Source organism: Streptomyces sp. TRM68416, assembly GCF_014596915.1.
Taxonomy (GTDB): Bacteria; Actinomycetota; Actinomycetes; order Streptomycetales; family Streptomycetaceae; genus Streptomyces.
Genome location: NZ_JACVWU010000013.1, coordinates 29,999 through 43,905, shown reverse-complemented (window position 1 = coordinate 43,905; position 13,907 = coordinate 29,999). Strand labels below are relative to the sequence as shown.

The 13,907-nt window shown below is 72.4% G+C and carries 14 protein-coding genes and 1 tRNA gene; 14 read left to right on the top strand and 1 reads right to left on the bottom strand.

What is annotated here, in order from left to right; translation table 11 throughout:
• The first annotated feature begins 162 nt into the window (after positions 1-162).
• From ICC28_RS21295 to ICC28_RS21270, 6 genes are all read left to right on the top strand, one after another.
• Entirely contained in the window at positions 163-498 is a 336-nt protein-coding gene (locus ICC28_RS21295) for a fructosamine kinase family protein (protein ID WP_188290245.1), read from the top strand.
• Positions 499-1,205: 707 nt separating this feature from the next.
• Positions 1,206-3,080, top strand: a complete 1,875-nt coding sequence (locus tag ICC28_RS21290) for an ATP-binding protein (protein WP_188290244.1) — start codon at positions 1,206-1,208, stop codon at positions 3,078-3,080.
• A gap of 65 nt (positions 3,081-3,145) precedes the next feature.
• Positions 3,146-3,580, top strand: a complete 435-nt coding sequence (locus tag ICC28_RS21285; RefSeq protein ID WP_188290243.1) for a roadblock/LC7 domain-containing protein — start codon at positions 3,146-3,148, stop codon at positions 3,578-3,580.
• Positions 3,581-3,582: 2 nt separating this feature from the next.
• Positions 3,583-3,954 carry a DUF742 domain-containing protein gene (locus ICC28_RS21280; RefSeq protein WP_188290405.1) on the top strand — a complete coding sequence of 124 codons (372 nt, stop codon included), beginning with the start codon at positions 3,583-3,585 and terminating at the stop codon, positions 3,952-3,954.
• On the top strand, positions 3,932-4,549 hold the full coding sequence (locus ICC28_RS21275) for a GTP-binding protein (RefSeq protein WP_188290242.1): 618 nt from the start codon (positions 3,932-3,934) through the stop codon (positions 4,547-4,549). Before ICC28_RS21280 ends, ICC28_RS21275 begins: the two co-directional genes overlap by 23 nt.
• Before the next feature lie 59 nt (positions 4,550-4,608).
• Positions 4,609-5,187 carry a GAF domain-containing protein gene (locus tag ICC28_RS21270; RefSeq protein ID WP_188290241.1) on the top strand — a complete coding sequence of 193 codons (579 nt, stop codon included), beginning with the start codon at positions 4,609-4,611 and terminating at the stop codon, positions 5,185-5,187.
• A gap of 206 nt (positions 5,188-5,393) precedes the next feature.
• On the opposite strand, the gene ICC28_RS21265 is transcribed toward ICC28_RS21270, so the two are convergent.
• Complete coding sequence (locus ICC28_RS21265; protein ID WP_188290240.1) at positions 5,394-5,990, bottom strand: GOLPH3/VPS74 family protein; 597 nt, start codon at positions 5,988-5,990, stop codon at positions 5,394-5,396.
• A 343-nt stretch (positions 5,991-6,333) separates the two neighbouring features.
• Here ICC28_RS21265 and tdh point away from each other — a divergent pair, with 343 nt between their 5' ends.
• From tdh to ICC28_RS21225, 8 genes are all read left to right on the top strand, one after another.
• Entirely contained in the window at positions 6,334-7,362 is a 1,029-nt protein-coding gene (tdh, locus tag ICC28_RS21260; RefSeq protein WP_188290239.1) for an L-threonine 3-dehydrogenase, read from the top strand.
• Between the two features lie 92 nt (positions 7,363-7,454).
• Positions 7,455-8,654 (top strand): glycine C-acetyltransferase, encoded by a 1,200-nt coding sequence (locus ICC28_RS21255; protein WP_188290238.1) that lies wholly within the window; start codon positions 7,455-7,457, stop codon positions 8,652-8,654.
• Between the two features lie 18 nt (positions 8,655-8,672).
• Positions 8,673-9,575, top strand: coding sequence for a LysR family transcriptional regulator (locus tag ICC28_RS21250; protein ID WP_188290237.1), 903 nt, complete (start codon positions 8,673-8,675; stop codon positions 9,573-9,575).
• A gap of 146 nt (positions 9,576-9,721) precedes the next feature.
• Complete coding sequence (locus ICC28_RS21245) at positions 9,722-10,306, top strand: helix-turn-helix domain-containing protein (protein ID WP_188290236.1); 585 nt, start codon at positions 9,722-9,724, stop codon at positions 10,304-10,306.
• Positions 10,303-10,827 (top strand): GNAT family N-acetyltransferase, encoded by a 525-nt coding sequence (locus tag ICC28_RS21240; protein ID WP_188290235.1) that lies wholly within the window; start codon positions 10,303-10,305, stop codon positions 10,825-10,827. The genes ICC28_RS21245 and ICC28_RS21240 overlap by 4 nt, the downstream gene beginning before the upstream one ends.
• Before the next feature lie 38 nt (positions 10,828-10,865).
• Complete coding sequence (locus ICC28_RS21235) at positions 10,866-11,225, top strand: MmcQ/YjbR family DNA-binding protein (RefSeq protein WP_188290234.1); 360 nt, start codon at positions 10,866-10,868, stop codon at positions 11,223-11,225.
• Positions 11,226-11,320: 95 nt separating this feature from the next.
• Positions 11,321-11,394: transfer RNA gene (locus ICC28_RS21230), tRNA-Pro, on the top strand.
• 198 nt (positions 11,395-11,592) lie between these two features.
• The gene (locus ICC28_RS21225; protein ID WP_188290233.1) at positions 11,593-13,893 is read left to right on the top strand and encodes an FdhF/YdeP family oxidoreductase; all 2,301 of its coding nucleotides are present in this window, start codon (positions 11,593-11,595) and stop codon (positions 13,891-13,893) included.
• Positions 13,894-13,907 lie beyond the last annotated feature (14 nt).

Here is a 13,907-nt window from a genome sequence, read left to right as displayed (position 1 = left end):
CGATGCTGGTTTCCCACCGTTTCTCCACGGTGGGAATGGCCGACCTCATCTCGTCGTGGTCGAGCGCGGCCAGATCGCGGAAGCCGGGGACCACACCGCAGCGCTGCGACCGGAACGGGACATCTTCCCGGTCGAAGCCGCCGGCCTGACCGCTCGGCGGTCGTGAAGATGCGGCCGCGCCGCGACGACGAGCGTCTCTGGGAGCAGCTCGCCCACACGGTCGCCGCCCTGCACACCTTCACGACCGCCGAGCGGTTCGGCCGGCACCGGCTGGGCCGGCTGGGCCGGCTGGGCCGGCTACGCCAGGACAACACCTGGGACAGCGACGGCCACGCGTTCCTCGCGGAGCGGCGCATGACGGCTGGCGGGACGATGGATCTCTTCCATCTCCGGGAACTCCTGAGCGTCATCGCCCATGACGACGACTGGGGAGCCGTGGAGGCCGTACGGAAGATCATCGCCCCGTTCCGGCGGCCCGGCGGCCCGGCGATGGGGTGACCGGCGTTCCAACGCCGGACCCTCGGCCCGGGGCGCCCGGCGGCGCCGGGTCGCCGCCCTGCTCAATCGACCGGTGCAGGAGGCGCCGTCCCCTCGACGGCGGCGGCCTGGAATGCCGCGCGGCGCGCGCGTGGTGCACCCGCGGCCGGTCGAGGCGCTCAAGGAGTCGGCGCCCGCGACCGTCCCCGGGGCGTTGGGCACCGAGGGCGGGTTCACCGCGTATCCCGCCGCCCTGCGCGCGGAGTTGAAGCGCAGGTCCTTCATTCCATGGCCTCATTCCATGGCCTCATCAACACGGTGGGTGACATCGGCGGCGCCGCCCAGGTGGCCGCCGTAGGGGGCGCGGGGTGTGCGGGCGGGCGTGGAAGGGCTCGTCGGTGGTGGAGGGGGCGTGCGGTACTCCGCGGCTCCCGGCTTCTGCCTGTGACCGCTTCTGAGCAGGTGTGATCGAGAACTTTCCTATCCCGGGCCGGTTCCCGTGCGGGCTCTCGATCTTTCGTGCGAGCGCTCATACCAGAGCGGGACGCTCCACGTACGAGTTTGTCAACTGCCCATCGCACATGATGCCTTGCCGACTACTGTCAGTGTCCGTCGGGCGACGCGGGGCCGAATTCTTCGACTCTCTCGACCGACACCGCGATGGCGCACGTCCGACGCGCAGACCGCGACCCCAGGCAACCCGCCCGACGGACAGTACGAGGACACCGATGTCTCACCTCCGCGCACCGGCCGCACGTGCAGACCGCCGTGAGGGCGGGCGGCACGGGCGGCCGGTCGCCCGCCCCGTTCCCGCGCTGCCCGAGACGCACATACGGCCGCAACTCCTGCGGCTCGCCGTGCTGCCGCCGGTCGCGGTGGCACTCGCGGCCTGCGCCGCCGTACTGTTCACCGTCCGCTCCACCGGTGCAGTGCCCAGCCTCACCCTGTGGGGCATGCTCGCCGGTGCGATCGCGGTGGCCCTCGCCGGCATCGTGGTCGCCGCCGTGGCCGCCGACCGCACCGCGAAGTCCGTGAGCGAGCGCATCGGCGCCCTGCGCCGCAGCAGCGCCCGCCACGAGGCCGACCTGCGGGCCCTCGTGGAGACCCTGCGCCGCGGCGACGCCCCGCCCCGGCGCAAGCCCCGCAGCGGCCCGCCCGAGGATGCCGACGACTTCGAACTGCTCGCCGCCGACCTGGCCCGCGCGCACGACGGCGCCGTCACCGCCGTCGTGCAGGCCGCCCAGCTCTCCAGCCAGGCCGGCAGCGAACAGAAGCTGGAGGTCTTCGTCAACCTCGCCCGGCGGCTGCAGTCCCTCGTACACCGCGAGATCTCGATCCTCGACGAGCTGGAGAACGAGATCGAGGACCCCGACCTGCTCAAGAGTCTCTTCCATGTGGACCACCTCGCCACCCGGATCCGCCGCCACGCCGAGAACCTCGCCGTCCTCGGCGGCGCCGTCTCCCGCCGGCAGTGGAGCAACCCCGTCTCCATGACCGAGGTGCTGCGCTCGGCGATCGCCGAGGTGGAGCAGTACTCGCGGGTCAAGCTCGTGCCGCCGGTCGACGGCACCCTGCGCGGGCACGCCGTCGCCGACGTCATCCACCTGCTCGCCGAACTCGTCGAGAACGCCACGGTGTTCTCCGCCCCGCACACCCAAGTGCTGCTGCGGGCCAACCTCGTCACCTCCGGACTCGCCGTCGAGGTCGAGGACCGCGGACTCGGCATGCCCGTCGAGGAGCAGGAGAAGATGAACGCCCTGCTCACCGACCCCGACCAGGTCAACGTCGGCAGGCTGCTCGCGGACGGGCGCATCGGACTGTTCGTGGTCTCCCAGCTCGCCCGGCGGCACGGCATCAACGTCCGCCTCCAGACCAACATCTACGGCGGCGTCCAGGCCGTGCTCGTCGTACCGCAGGGCCTGCTCGGCGCCGAGCAGGGGGCGGCCGGCGGCGCCATGACCGCTGTGGCGCAGGAGCAGTCGCCGCAGGTGCAGGGCGGGCCGCAGCACGGGGCGCAGGCGCCGCGGCACGCACAGCCCGGGGTGCCCCGGACGCCGGTGGGCGAGTACCGGGGCGCGGCACCGGCGGCGAACGGCGGCGGGCCCGTGCCGCTGCCCGTGCGCGGCGCGCACCGGGAACGGCCCACCCCCGCCGAGGCCGTGCCCGGCATCCGGCCCGACGACCGCCCCCTCGTCGCGGAGCACACGGCCGCGCCGCCCACCCCGCGCAACGGCACCGTCCGCGGCACCATGGGCAAGCCCCAACTGCCCCGCCGCCGCGCCCAGGAACACATCGCGCCCCAACTGCGCGGGGGCCCGGCCGCCGTGCCGCGCCCGGACACGGAACACCTCGCCGGACACGACCCCGGTCTGATGGCGGCCTTCCAACGGGGAATGGGCCTGGCCGAGGCCCAACAGCACATGGAGGCGGGCCACCCGGGCCCGGACACCATGGAGCCCCAGCACACGGCGGACCCGATCCACCTGGTGTCCGGACCCATGGAACCGGACACGCCCACGACCCGCATAACCGAGGCGCGCCCCGCGCGCATGTCCCGCCTCGACCACACCACCCGGCACGACGGGAGCGCACCCGCCGGATGACCCCCCTTCCCACCCCCACCCCCAGCGCTCCCGCAGACCTTCGTACCTCAAGGAGTCGATCCACCATGGCGAGCGAAGCGCCGACCGGCCATGCATCCGATCTCGACTGGCTGATGAGTGGCCTCGTGCAGCGCGTACCGCACACGACCAGCGCGGTACTCCTCTCCTGCGACGGACTGGTGAAGTCCGTCCACGGCCTCGACCCGGACAGCGCCGACCACATGGCGGCCCTGGCCTCCGGCCTGTACTCCCTGGGCCGCAGCGCCGGAGTCCGGTTCGGCGACGGCGGAGACGTCCGGCAGGTCGTCGTCGAACTCGACTCGACGCTGCTGTTCGTGACCACCGCCGGCTCCGGCACCTGCCTCGCCGTGCTGGCCGGCCGCGAGGCCGACGCCGCCGTGCTCGGCTACGAGATGGCGATGCTGGTCAAGAGCGTCCGCCCCTACCTGGTGACCGCCCCCCGGCAGCACGCCGTCCAACCCTCGGCGTCGAGGCCTTGAGCGTGACGGCGGCCGGCGACGGGCCCTGGCTCGACGACGCGGCCGGACGACTGGTGCGCCCCTTCACGGTCAGCAACGGCCGTACTCGGCCCACCGTCGCGCTCGACCTGATCTCGCAGGTGATGGCCACTGGGGCGACCCCCCTCGGCTACCTCGGACCCGAGCACGCGGAAGCGCTCGCCCTGTGCCGCGCACCCGTCTCGGTCGCCGAGGCCGCCGCCCACCTGAAGCTGCCGGCGGCGGTCACCAAGGTGCTGCTGTCGGATCTCGTCGACTGCGGGGCGCTCACCACCAAGCCCCCCGAGTTCCACCACAACCCCACTGACCGGGCTCTTCTGGAGGCAGTGCTCGATGGACTACGACGACAGCTCTGAGTACGACGAAGGCGCCGACCCGTTCCCCACCGCGCTGAAGATCCTCGTGGCGGGCGGATTCGGGGTCGGCAAGACGACCTTCGTCGGCGCCGTCAGCGAGATCGCGCCGCTCAGCACCGAGGAACTGCTGACCACCGTCAGCGCCGCGACCGACAATCTCGACGGCATCGAGAACAAGGTCGAGACGACGGTGGCCATGGACTTCGGCCGCATCACCCTCGACCCCGAACACGTCCTCTACCTGTTCGGCACGCCCGGGCAGGAGCGGTTCTGGTTCATGTGGGACGAACTGTGCGAGGGCGCCCTCGGCGCGGTCATCCTCGCCGACACCCGCCGATTGGAGGAGTGCTTCGCCGCCGTCGACTTCTTCGAACAACGCGGTCTCGGCTTCATCGTCGCGATCAACGAGTTCGACGGCGCCTACCGCTACGACCCCGAGGAGGTCCGCGCCGCCATCGACCTCGACCCCGGGATCCCGGTCGTCCGCTGCGACGCCCGGATCTCCAGCTCGGGCGTCCAGACCCTGCTGACCCTGGTGAAACACCTCATCGCCCACACCCCGGCCCCCGCGCCCAGCCACGGCGCCCACATGTGATCGACGCACACCCCACGGAGCCCGCCCATGCCTTACGCCCCTATCGACGGAGTGTGTCCATGAGGTACGACCCGCCCCGCCCGGCCGGTCGTCTGCTGCTCACCCCGGAGGACACGGAAGCCCCCGCCCGCGCGCGCCGACTGCGCAGGCTGGGACTCGGGGACCGCACGGACCCCGCCCTCGACGCCTTCGCCGACCGCCTCGCCGAGGCCACCGGGGCGCCGTACGCCATGGTCAACTTCCTCGACGAGCAGGGGCAGTTCTTCGCGGGCCTGCGCCGCCCGGCGGCCGGGCCGCACCGCAAGGCCGACGGCACCAGCCCGCAGGTCGGCCGGAACCTGCCGCGCGACCACGGCTTCTGCCCCCATGTGGTGGCACGGGGCAAGGCGCTGGTGTTGGAGGACGTCCTCGACTACCCGCGGTTCGCGGGGAATCCCGCGGTGGACGAGTTCGGGTTCCGCTCCTATCTGGGCGCCCCGCTCATCGACAGCACGGGGATGGTGCTGGGCACGGTGTGCGTGGTCGATGTGGCGCCGCGGTCCTGGGGGAAGGCCGGCCTGGAGGCCATCAAGGCGTCCGCCGCGGAGCTGGTCGCACGACTGGAGCGACGGGAGGCGGACGGACTCCCGGCGCTGTGAGGGGCGCTGGTCGCCGTGCAGGGCTCCGGGCACTGTGAGGGCGTCCGTCGCGGTGCAGGGCGAGGAGGCACGGGCGGTGGTGGCCCGACGGGCGGGCCGGATGACGTGCGCCAAGTTCTGTACTGCAACAACGCCGCGCGCCTGAAGTCCACTTGAGGCGCCTGGGCCCCGGTTGCCGTACCCGGAACGAGGGGCGGTGCCGCGTCCTAGACGCCGCGCCAGAGATTGTCGAACGCCGCGTTCTCGATCGCTTTGCGCTGTCGTACCGCCTCCAGCTCCATCACCGCGTCCCCGACCACGGCCAGCACGGTGGTGGCCGTGTCCCCGACGGCTTCCGTGGCCGGCTCGTCGCCGATGCCGGCGGTGGCCGCGAGTGCGGCCAGGACCGGCTCGCCCGCGGCCCGGCGTTCCTCGGCCGCGCGCCGGGCCGGCGAGTCGACCAGCACCGTCCGCGCGGACCGCAGCGGGAGCATGCGGCCCCGCGGCCGGGTCGTCAGCCCGATCCGCTCCAGGTCGTCGACGTAGGCCGAGGACAGCCCGCGGCCCCGGCGCCACAGCCAGTCCTCGACCGACTCGTAGGGCTGCTGTCGTACGAGGGCGGCGGCGGCCTCGTCCAGCAGGCGGTCGCCCGTGGGCGCCTGGGCGTTCGGCACGATGTGGTCGCCGTCCAGAACGACGGCCCCGGCTCCGACGAGGTCGAGTATCTCGGCCGCCGCGAGCGCGAGCGACACCTCGCCCTGATCGACCGGGCGGTCGCCCGCCGTGTCCAGGGCGAGGATCGCCAGGTCCCGTGCGGTGGTCATGAGCGGCTCCATGCCTGTCGGACGAACGGCGCGGTGCGAGAGTTCCTACGTCGTCCGACGACCGCCGTCGCCGGGTGCCGCGCGCGTCCCGCCACGACCGTGAGGTGCCGGAATCAGCCCCGCCGAACGCCGGTGCGGCGCGGGGCAGTCGCGCCGGAAGGGGGCGCGTCGTCGCGTGGGGGAGGAGCGGGTGTGAAGCCCAGCTGTGGCGCGGGTTAAGAAAACCTCGATGGACCCGGGCCGGTGCCGTACGGCAGATTGCTAGGCGATTCCACCCCTCTCCCCGGACGCGGGCGCCTTCGGCATGCCCGCGCCCGGGGTCGCACCGACAGGAGCCGTCGCGTTGAAGGCGCTGGTCAAGCAGAAGGCGGAGCCCGGGCTCTGGCTCACGGACGTTCCCGAGCCCGCCGTCGGAGCCGACGACGTGCTCATCAAGGTGCTGCGCACCGGCATCTGCGGCACGGACCTGCACATCCGGTCCTGGGACGGCTGGGCGCAGCAGACGATCCGCACCCCGCTGGTCCTCGGGCACGAGTTCGTCGGCGAGGTCGTCGAGACCGGCCGGAACGTCACCGACATCAAGGCCGGTGACCGGGTCAGCGGCGAGGGCCACCTGGTGTGCGGCAAGTGCCGCAACTGTCTGGCCGGCCGCCGCCACCTGTGCCGGGCCACCGTCGGACTCGGGGTCGGCCGCGACGGCGCCTTCGCCGAGTACGTCGCCCTGCCCGCGTCGAACGTGTGGGTGCACCGCGTCCCCGTGGACCTCGACGTCGCCGCGATCTTCGACCCGTTCGGCAACGCCGTGCACACCGCGCTGTCCTTCCCGCTGGTCGGCGAGGACGTGCTCGTCACGGGCGCCGGGCCGATCGGTTTGATGGCGGCCGCGGTGGCCAGGCACGCGGGCGCCCGCAACGTCGTGATCACCGACGTCAGCGAGGAGCGCCTGGAACTGGCCCGCAAGATCGGCGTCAGCCTTGCCCTGAACGTCGCCGAGTCCACGATCGCCGACGGCCAGCGCTCCCTCGGCCTGCGCGAGGGCTTCGACATCGGCCTGGAGATGTCGGGCAACCCCGTAGCGATGCGCGACATGATCGCCAACATGACCCACGGCGGCCGGATCGCCATGCTCGGCCTGCCCGCACAGGAGTTCCCGGTCGACTGGGCCCGGATCGTCACCTCCATGATCACGATCAAGGGCATCTACGGCCGGGAGATGTTCGAGACCTGGTACGCGATGTCGGTCCTCCTGGAGGGCGGCCTCGACCTCTCGCCGGTGATCACCGGCCGCTACGGCTACCGCGACTTCGAGGCCGCCTTCGCCGACGCCGCCGGCGGCAGGGGCGGCAAGGTCATCCTCGACTGGACCGCGTGAACCCCCGCGTCAGTCCTCGTGTCGTTCCTCGCGATCATCCCTCACGTCATCCCTCGCGTCGTTCCCCGCGTCTCTTCCTAGGAGCTTCTCCGATGTTCGACTCCGTGCGCGACGACCTGCGCGCCACCCTCGACGAGATCCGCGCCGCCGGCCTGCACAAGCCCGAGCGCGTGATCGGCACCCCGCAGTCCGCGACCGTCGCCGTCACCGCGGGCGGCCGCCCCGGCGAGGTCCTCAACTTCTGCGCCAACAACTACCTGGGCCTCGCCGACCACCCCGAGGTGATCGCCGCCGCCCACGAGGCCCTCGACCGCTGGGGCTACGGCATGGCCTCCGTGCGCTTCATCTGCGGCACGCAGGAGGTGCACAAGGAGCTGGAGGCGCGGCTCTCGGCCTTCCTCGGCCAGGAGGACACGATCCTGTACTCCTCCTGCTTCGACGCCAACGGCGGTGTCTTCGAGACCCTCCTCGGCCCCGAGGACGCCGTCATCTCCGACGCCCTGAACCACGCCTCGATCATCGACGGCATCCGGCTGTCCAAGGCCCGCCGCTTCCGCTACGCCAACCGCGATCTCGCCGACCTGGAACGCCAGTTGAAGGAGGCCGTTGAAGGAGGCGCACGCCGCCGGCTGATCGTCACCGACGGCGTGTTCTCCATGGACGGCTACGTGGCGCCCCTCGCCGAGATCTGCGACCTCGCCGACCGCTACGACGCCATGGTCATGGTCGACGACTCGCACGCCGTCGGCTTCGTCGGTCCCGGCGGGCGAGGCACCCCCGAGCTGCACGGTGTCATGGACCGCGTCGACATCATCACCGGCACCCTCGGCAAGGCCCTCGGCGGCGCCTCCGGCGGCTATGTCGCCGCCCGCGCCGAGATCGTCGCCCTGCTGCGCCAGCGCTCGCGCCCGTACCTGTTCTCGAACACCCTTGCACCCGTGATCGCCGCGGCCTCGCTGAAGGTGCTCGACCTGCTGGAGTCCGCGGACGACCTGCGGGTGCGGCTCGCCGAGAACACGGCCCTGTTCCGGCGCCGGATGACCGAGGAGGGCTTCGACATCCTCCCCGGCGACCACGCCATCGCGCCGGTGATGATCGGGGACGCGGCGCGGGCCGGCCGCATGGCCGAGTTGCTGCTGGAGCGCGGCGTGTACGTGATCGGCTTCTCCTACCCGGTCGTGCCGCAGGGCCAGGCCCGCATCCGGGTGCAGCTGTCCGCCGCGCACTCCACGGAGGACGTGAACCGGGCGGTCGACGCCTTCGTGGCCGCCCGCGCGGAGCTGGACGCCTGACCTGAGAGAATCGATCCCATGATCGAGGCGCGGCGGCTCCACATCCTCCGTGCGGTGGCCGACCACCGCACGGTGACGGCGGCTGCCGCCGCGCTGTACCTCACGCCCTCGGCCGTCTCGCAGCAGTTGACCGCGCTGGAGCAGGAGACCGGCCACCGCCTGGTCGAGCGCGGCGCCAAGGGCGTACGGCTCACCCCGGCCGGCGAGATCCTGCTGAGCCACACCAACGCCGTCCTCGCCCAGCTGGAGCGGGCCGAGGCCGAACTCGCCGCCTATGACTCGGGCGCCGCCGGCACGGTCACCGTCGCCTCCTTCGCGACCGGCATCGCCCAGGTCGTCGCCCCCGCCGTGGCCCGGCTCGCCGAGTCGGCGCCCGGGATCCGCATCCGGGTGCAGGACGCCGAGGGCGACGCCAGCCTGCCGATGGTCCTGGACCGGCAGGTCGATGTCGCCGTCGCCGTTGAGTACCGCGGGGCCCCGCCCGCCGACGACCCGCGTCTCGCGCACGTCCCGCTGTACGCCGAGCCCTTCGACGCGGTCGTCCCCGTGCGCCACCGGCTGGCCGACGCGGCCGAGGTGCCGTTGGGCGAGCTGGCCAAGGACCCGTGGATCGGGCCGTACCCGGGCAACCCCTGCCACGACGTGGTCGTCCTGGCCTGCGAGAGCGCCGGATTCCAGCCACGCCTCGAACACTCCTCGGACGACTTCCGGGCGGTCGTGGCGCTGGCCTCGGCGGACGTGGGCGTCGCGCTCGTACCGCGCTCGGCGCTGCGCGGCATGGACCTGACCGGAGTGGTCGTCCGCCCGGTCGACGGGGTGGCGCCCACCCGACGGGTCTTCGCCGCCGTGCGCCGAGGGGCCGAGGAGCACCCGCTGATCCGCCCGGTACTGGACGCACTGCGCGCCGCCGCCGAAGCATAGGCAAGCGGCCACGGGCCGGCACCGGTCCGGGCCGTCGCGCGGGTGACGACGATCCCCGCGGCCCTGACCGAGCCACCCGGCCCGCTGTTCCGGACCCGGCTTGCGGCGCGACATGATCGTCCTGGATATGGGATACCATCCCGGATGTGAAACAGCAGGAGGCGCGACCCAAACCCGATCCCGTCGACGCCCGGCTCGGCGACCGCCTGGCCGAGCTGCGCGCCGAACGCGGCTGGTCCCTGGGCGAGCTGGCCGAGCGCAGCGGGGTCAGCAAGTCCACCCTGTCCCGGGCCGAGCGCGCCGAGACCAGCCCCACCGCCTCCCTCCTGAACCGCCTCTGCGCGGTCTACGGCCGGACCATGTCCCAGCTGCTCAGCGAGGTCGAGGCGGCACCCGCGCGCGTGGTGCGCGCCGCCGACCAGCAGGTGTGGGAGGACCCGGCCGCCGGTTTCGTACGGCGCTCGGTCTCCCCGCCGCACGCCGCGCTCCGCGGCGAACTCGTCGAGGGCCGCCTCGCCCCCGGCGCCGACATCGCCTACGACCGTCCGCCCGTCCCCGGCCTGGAACAGCACCTCTGGATCCTGGAGGGGGAGCTCGACGTGACGGACGGGGAGACGGAGCACCACCTCACGGTCGGCGACTGCCTGCGGATGCGGGTGTGGGGAGCGACCCGGTTCCGCTGCGCCGGCCCCCGGGCGGCGCGCTACGTGCTGGCGGTGGTGCTGCCGTGATCGTCACCCGCCTGGACGCGGCACAACTCCTCGACCGTGCGGAGGAGTTGGCCGAGCTGCTGGTCGACATCGTGAACGGGGGAGCGTCGGTCGGATTCCTCGCCCCGCTCGACCCCGCCGAGGCCGCCGCCTGGTGGAAGGAGCGCGCCGCAGCGGCGGCGGCCGGGCGGCTGGCCGTCTGGGCAGCCCTCGACGGTGACCGGCCGGTCGGCACCGTCGGCCTGGCCCTGCCCGACAAGCCCAACAGCGCCCACCGCGCCGAGCTGGTCAAGCTGATGGTGCACCGGTCCGCCCGCGGACGCGGCCTCGGCCGTACGCTCCTGACCGCCGCCGAGCAGGCGGCCGCTGCCGCCGGTATCACCCTCCTCCACCTGGACACCGAGACCGACAGCCCCGCCGAGCGTCTCTACGCCGGGGCCGGCTGGACCCGGGCCGGCGTGATCCCCGACTACGCGGCGGACCCGGGCGGGGTGCTGCGGGGGACGACGCTCTACTACAAGAAGCTGGAGCGGACGCAGTGATCAGGTGACTGTCAGTGGGAGCGGCTACGGTGCGTGGCATGCAGGATGCCGAAGACGTACGCCGTATTGCCCTGTCGCTGCCGGACACCACGGAGAAGATCGCCTGGAGCATGCCCACGTTCCGGGTCGCGGGCAAGATGTTCGCCACGCTGCCCGAGGACGAGAGCTCCGTCGCCGTGCGCTGCCCGAAGGAGGAGCGGGACGAACTGGTGCTGGCCGAGCCGGAGAAGTTCTGGATCGCCGACCACGAAGCGCAGTTCGCCTGGGTCCGGGTCCGCCTCGCCTCCTTGGAGGACGAGGGGGAACTGAGGGACATCCTGGCCGACTCCTGGCGGCAGGCGGCGCCCAGCCGACTTCTCGACGCCTACCCGGAATTGGGACTTCCGGCGGCGGACTGAAATCCCCACGCGTAAACCGGTGCGCGACCACGGACCCGAGTGCGGTATTGTTTTCCTGTTCGTACGGCCAGGGGAAAGCCCAGGTCAGACGGCACCGGGACGTGGCGCAGCTTGGTAGCGCACTTGACTGGGGGTCAAGGGGTCGCAGGTTCAAATCCTGTCGTCCCGACGGTGCGAAGGGTCCTCACAGGTAACCACCTGTGGGGGCCCTTTTTTGCGTGGGTTCGGTCCGAGTCCGGCGCGGCCGTGGTCTTGACAGGAGGTCGGGGGGCGGGCTTCCTTTGGTGTGTTGCATATAGAGATACCGTTGCGCTATAAGCAACTTGGCCCGGTTGTGATCCCACTGCACCTCGGAGTAGCGCTTCACATGACTCGCAAGGCACCTGCTGAAGATCCCGGTGACGCCCGCCTGCGGGTCGGAACCCCGAAGGAGTTCGCCGCCGGCCTCCCCGCGGTCACGTCCTCGCTGCGGCACGCCGGGGAGCAGATGGGCGCGCGCCGCGGCCTGCTCACCCTCCTCCAGGTGAACCAGAAGGAGGGTTTCGACTGCCCCGGCTGCGCCTGGCCCGAGCCGGAGCACCGGCATCGCGCGGAGTTCTGCGAGAACGGGGCCAAGGCGGTGGCCGAGGAAGCCACGCTCCGCCGGGTCACCCCGGACTTCTTCGCCGAGCACACTCTGGCGGACCTGCTCCCGCACAGCGACTACTGGCTCGGGCAGCAGGGCCGCCTCACCCACCCCATGTACCGCCCGGCGGGCGGCGACCGCTACCGGCCGATCTCCTGGGACGACGCCTTCGCCGTGATCGCCCGCGAACTCGGCGCGCTCGACCACCCGGACCAGGCAGCCTTCTACACCTCCGGCCGGGCGAGCAACGAGGCCGCGTTCGCCTACCAGCTCTTCGTCCGGGCCTTCGGCACCAACAACCTGCCCGACTGCTCCAACATGTGCCACGAGTCCAGCGGTTCGGCCCTGACGGAGACCATCGGCATCGGCAAGGGCAGCGTCCGCCTCGACGACCTCTACGAGGCCGACCTCATCCTCGTCGTCGGCCAGAACCCCGGCACCAATCACCCCCGTATGCTCTCCGCGCTGGAGAAGGCCAAGCGGCGGGGCGCCCGGATCATCGCGGTGAACCCGCTGCCCGAGGCCGGATTGCTGCGGTTCAAGAACCCGCAGCGGCCCTCCGGCATCGCCGGCGGCGGCACCCGGCTGGCGGACCGGTTCCTCCAGATCAGGCTCGGCGGGGACCAGGCGTTGTTCCAGGCCTTCAGCCGCATGCTGCTGGAGGCGGAGGACGAGGCCCCCGGCACCTGCCTGGACCTGTCCTTCATCAACCGGTACACGCACGGCTTCCAGGAGTTCGCCGAGCATGCCCGCAAGGCGCCGTGGGACGAGATCCTGACGGCGACCGGGCTGCCCGAGGAGGAGATCCGGGCCGCGTTCGGCGAGGTCCTGGCCGCCGAGAAGACCGTCGTGTGCTGGGCGATGGGACTCACCCAGCACCAGCACTCCGTGCCCACCATCCGCGACGTCGTCAACTTCCTGCTGCTGCGCGGCAACATCGGCCGGCCCGGCGCCGGACTCTGCCCGGTGCGCGGCCACTCCAACGTGCAGGGCGACCGCACGATGGGCATCCACGAGAAGCCGTCCGACGCGTTCCTGGACGCGCTCGGGGCCGAGTTCGGGTTCACGCCACCGCGGCACCACGGTCACGACGCCGTGGAGACGATCCGCGCCATGCGCGACGGCGAGGTACGGGTCTTCGTGGCGCTGGGCGGCAACTTCGTCGCCGCCGCCCCGGACACCGAGCTGACCGAGCGGGCGCTGCGCAACTGCCGCCTCACCGTGCAGATATCGACCAAGCTCAATCGCTCGCACGTCGTCGCCGGGGAGCAGGCGCTCATCCTCCCGTGCCTCGGCCGCACCGAGGCCGACCTGCGGCCGAGCGGGCCGCAGCAGGTCACGGTGGAGGACTCCATGGGCATGGTGCATCTCTCTCGGGGGCGGCTCGCCCCCGCCTCCGAGCACCTGCTGAGCGAGACCGCGATCATCTGCCGGATGGCGCGGGCCGTTCTCGGGGACACGGGGGCGCAGGTGCCGTGGGAGGAGTTCGAGGCGGACTACGACCGCATCCGTGACCGCATCGAGCGCGTGATCTCCGGCTTCGAGGACTTCAACGCCCGGGTACGGCGGCCGGGCGGCTTCGCCCTGCCGCACCCGCCCCGCGACGAGCGCCGCTTCACCACCGCCACCGGCCTCGCCCACTTCACCGCGAATCCACTGGAGTTCCCGCGCGTGCCGGACGGCCGCCTGCTGCTGCAGACGCTGCGTTCGCACGACCAGTACAACACCACCGTCTACGGCCTCGACGACCGCTATCGCGGGATCCGTCAGGGGCGCCGCGTGCTCTTCGTGCACCGGGACGACCTCGCCGCCCGCGGTCTGGCCGACGGCGACCTCGTCGACATCGTCAGCGAGTACGCCGACGGCGTGGAGCGCCGGGCACCCGCCTTCCGCACCGTCGCCTACCCGACGCCCCGCGGCTGCTGCGCGGCCTACTTCCCGGAGACCAACGTCCTGGTACCGCTGGACTCGACGGCCGCGATCAGCAACACCCCCACGTCCAAGTCCGTCGTGGTCCGGCTGGAACCTGCCGCCGGAGCGTGACCCGCCCCGGACTC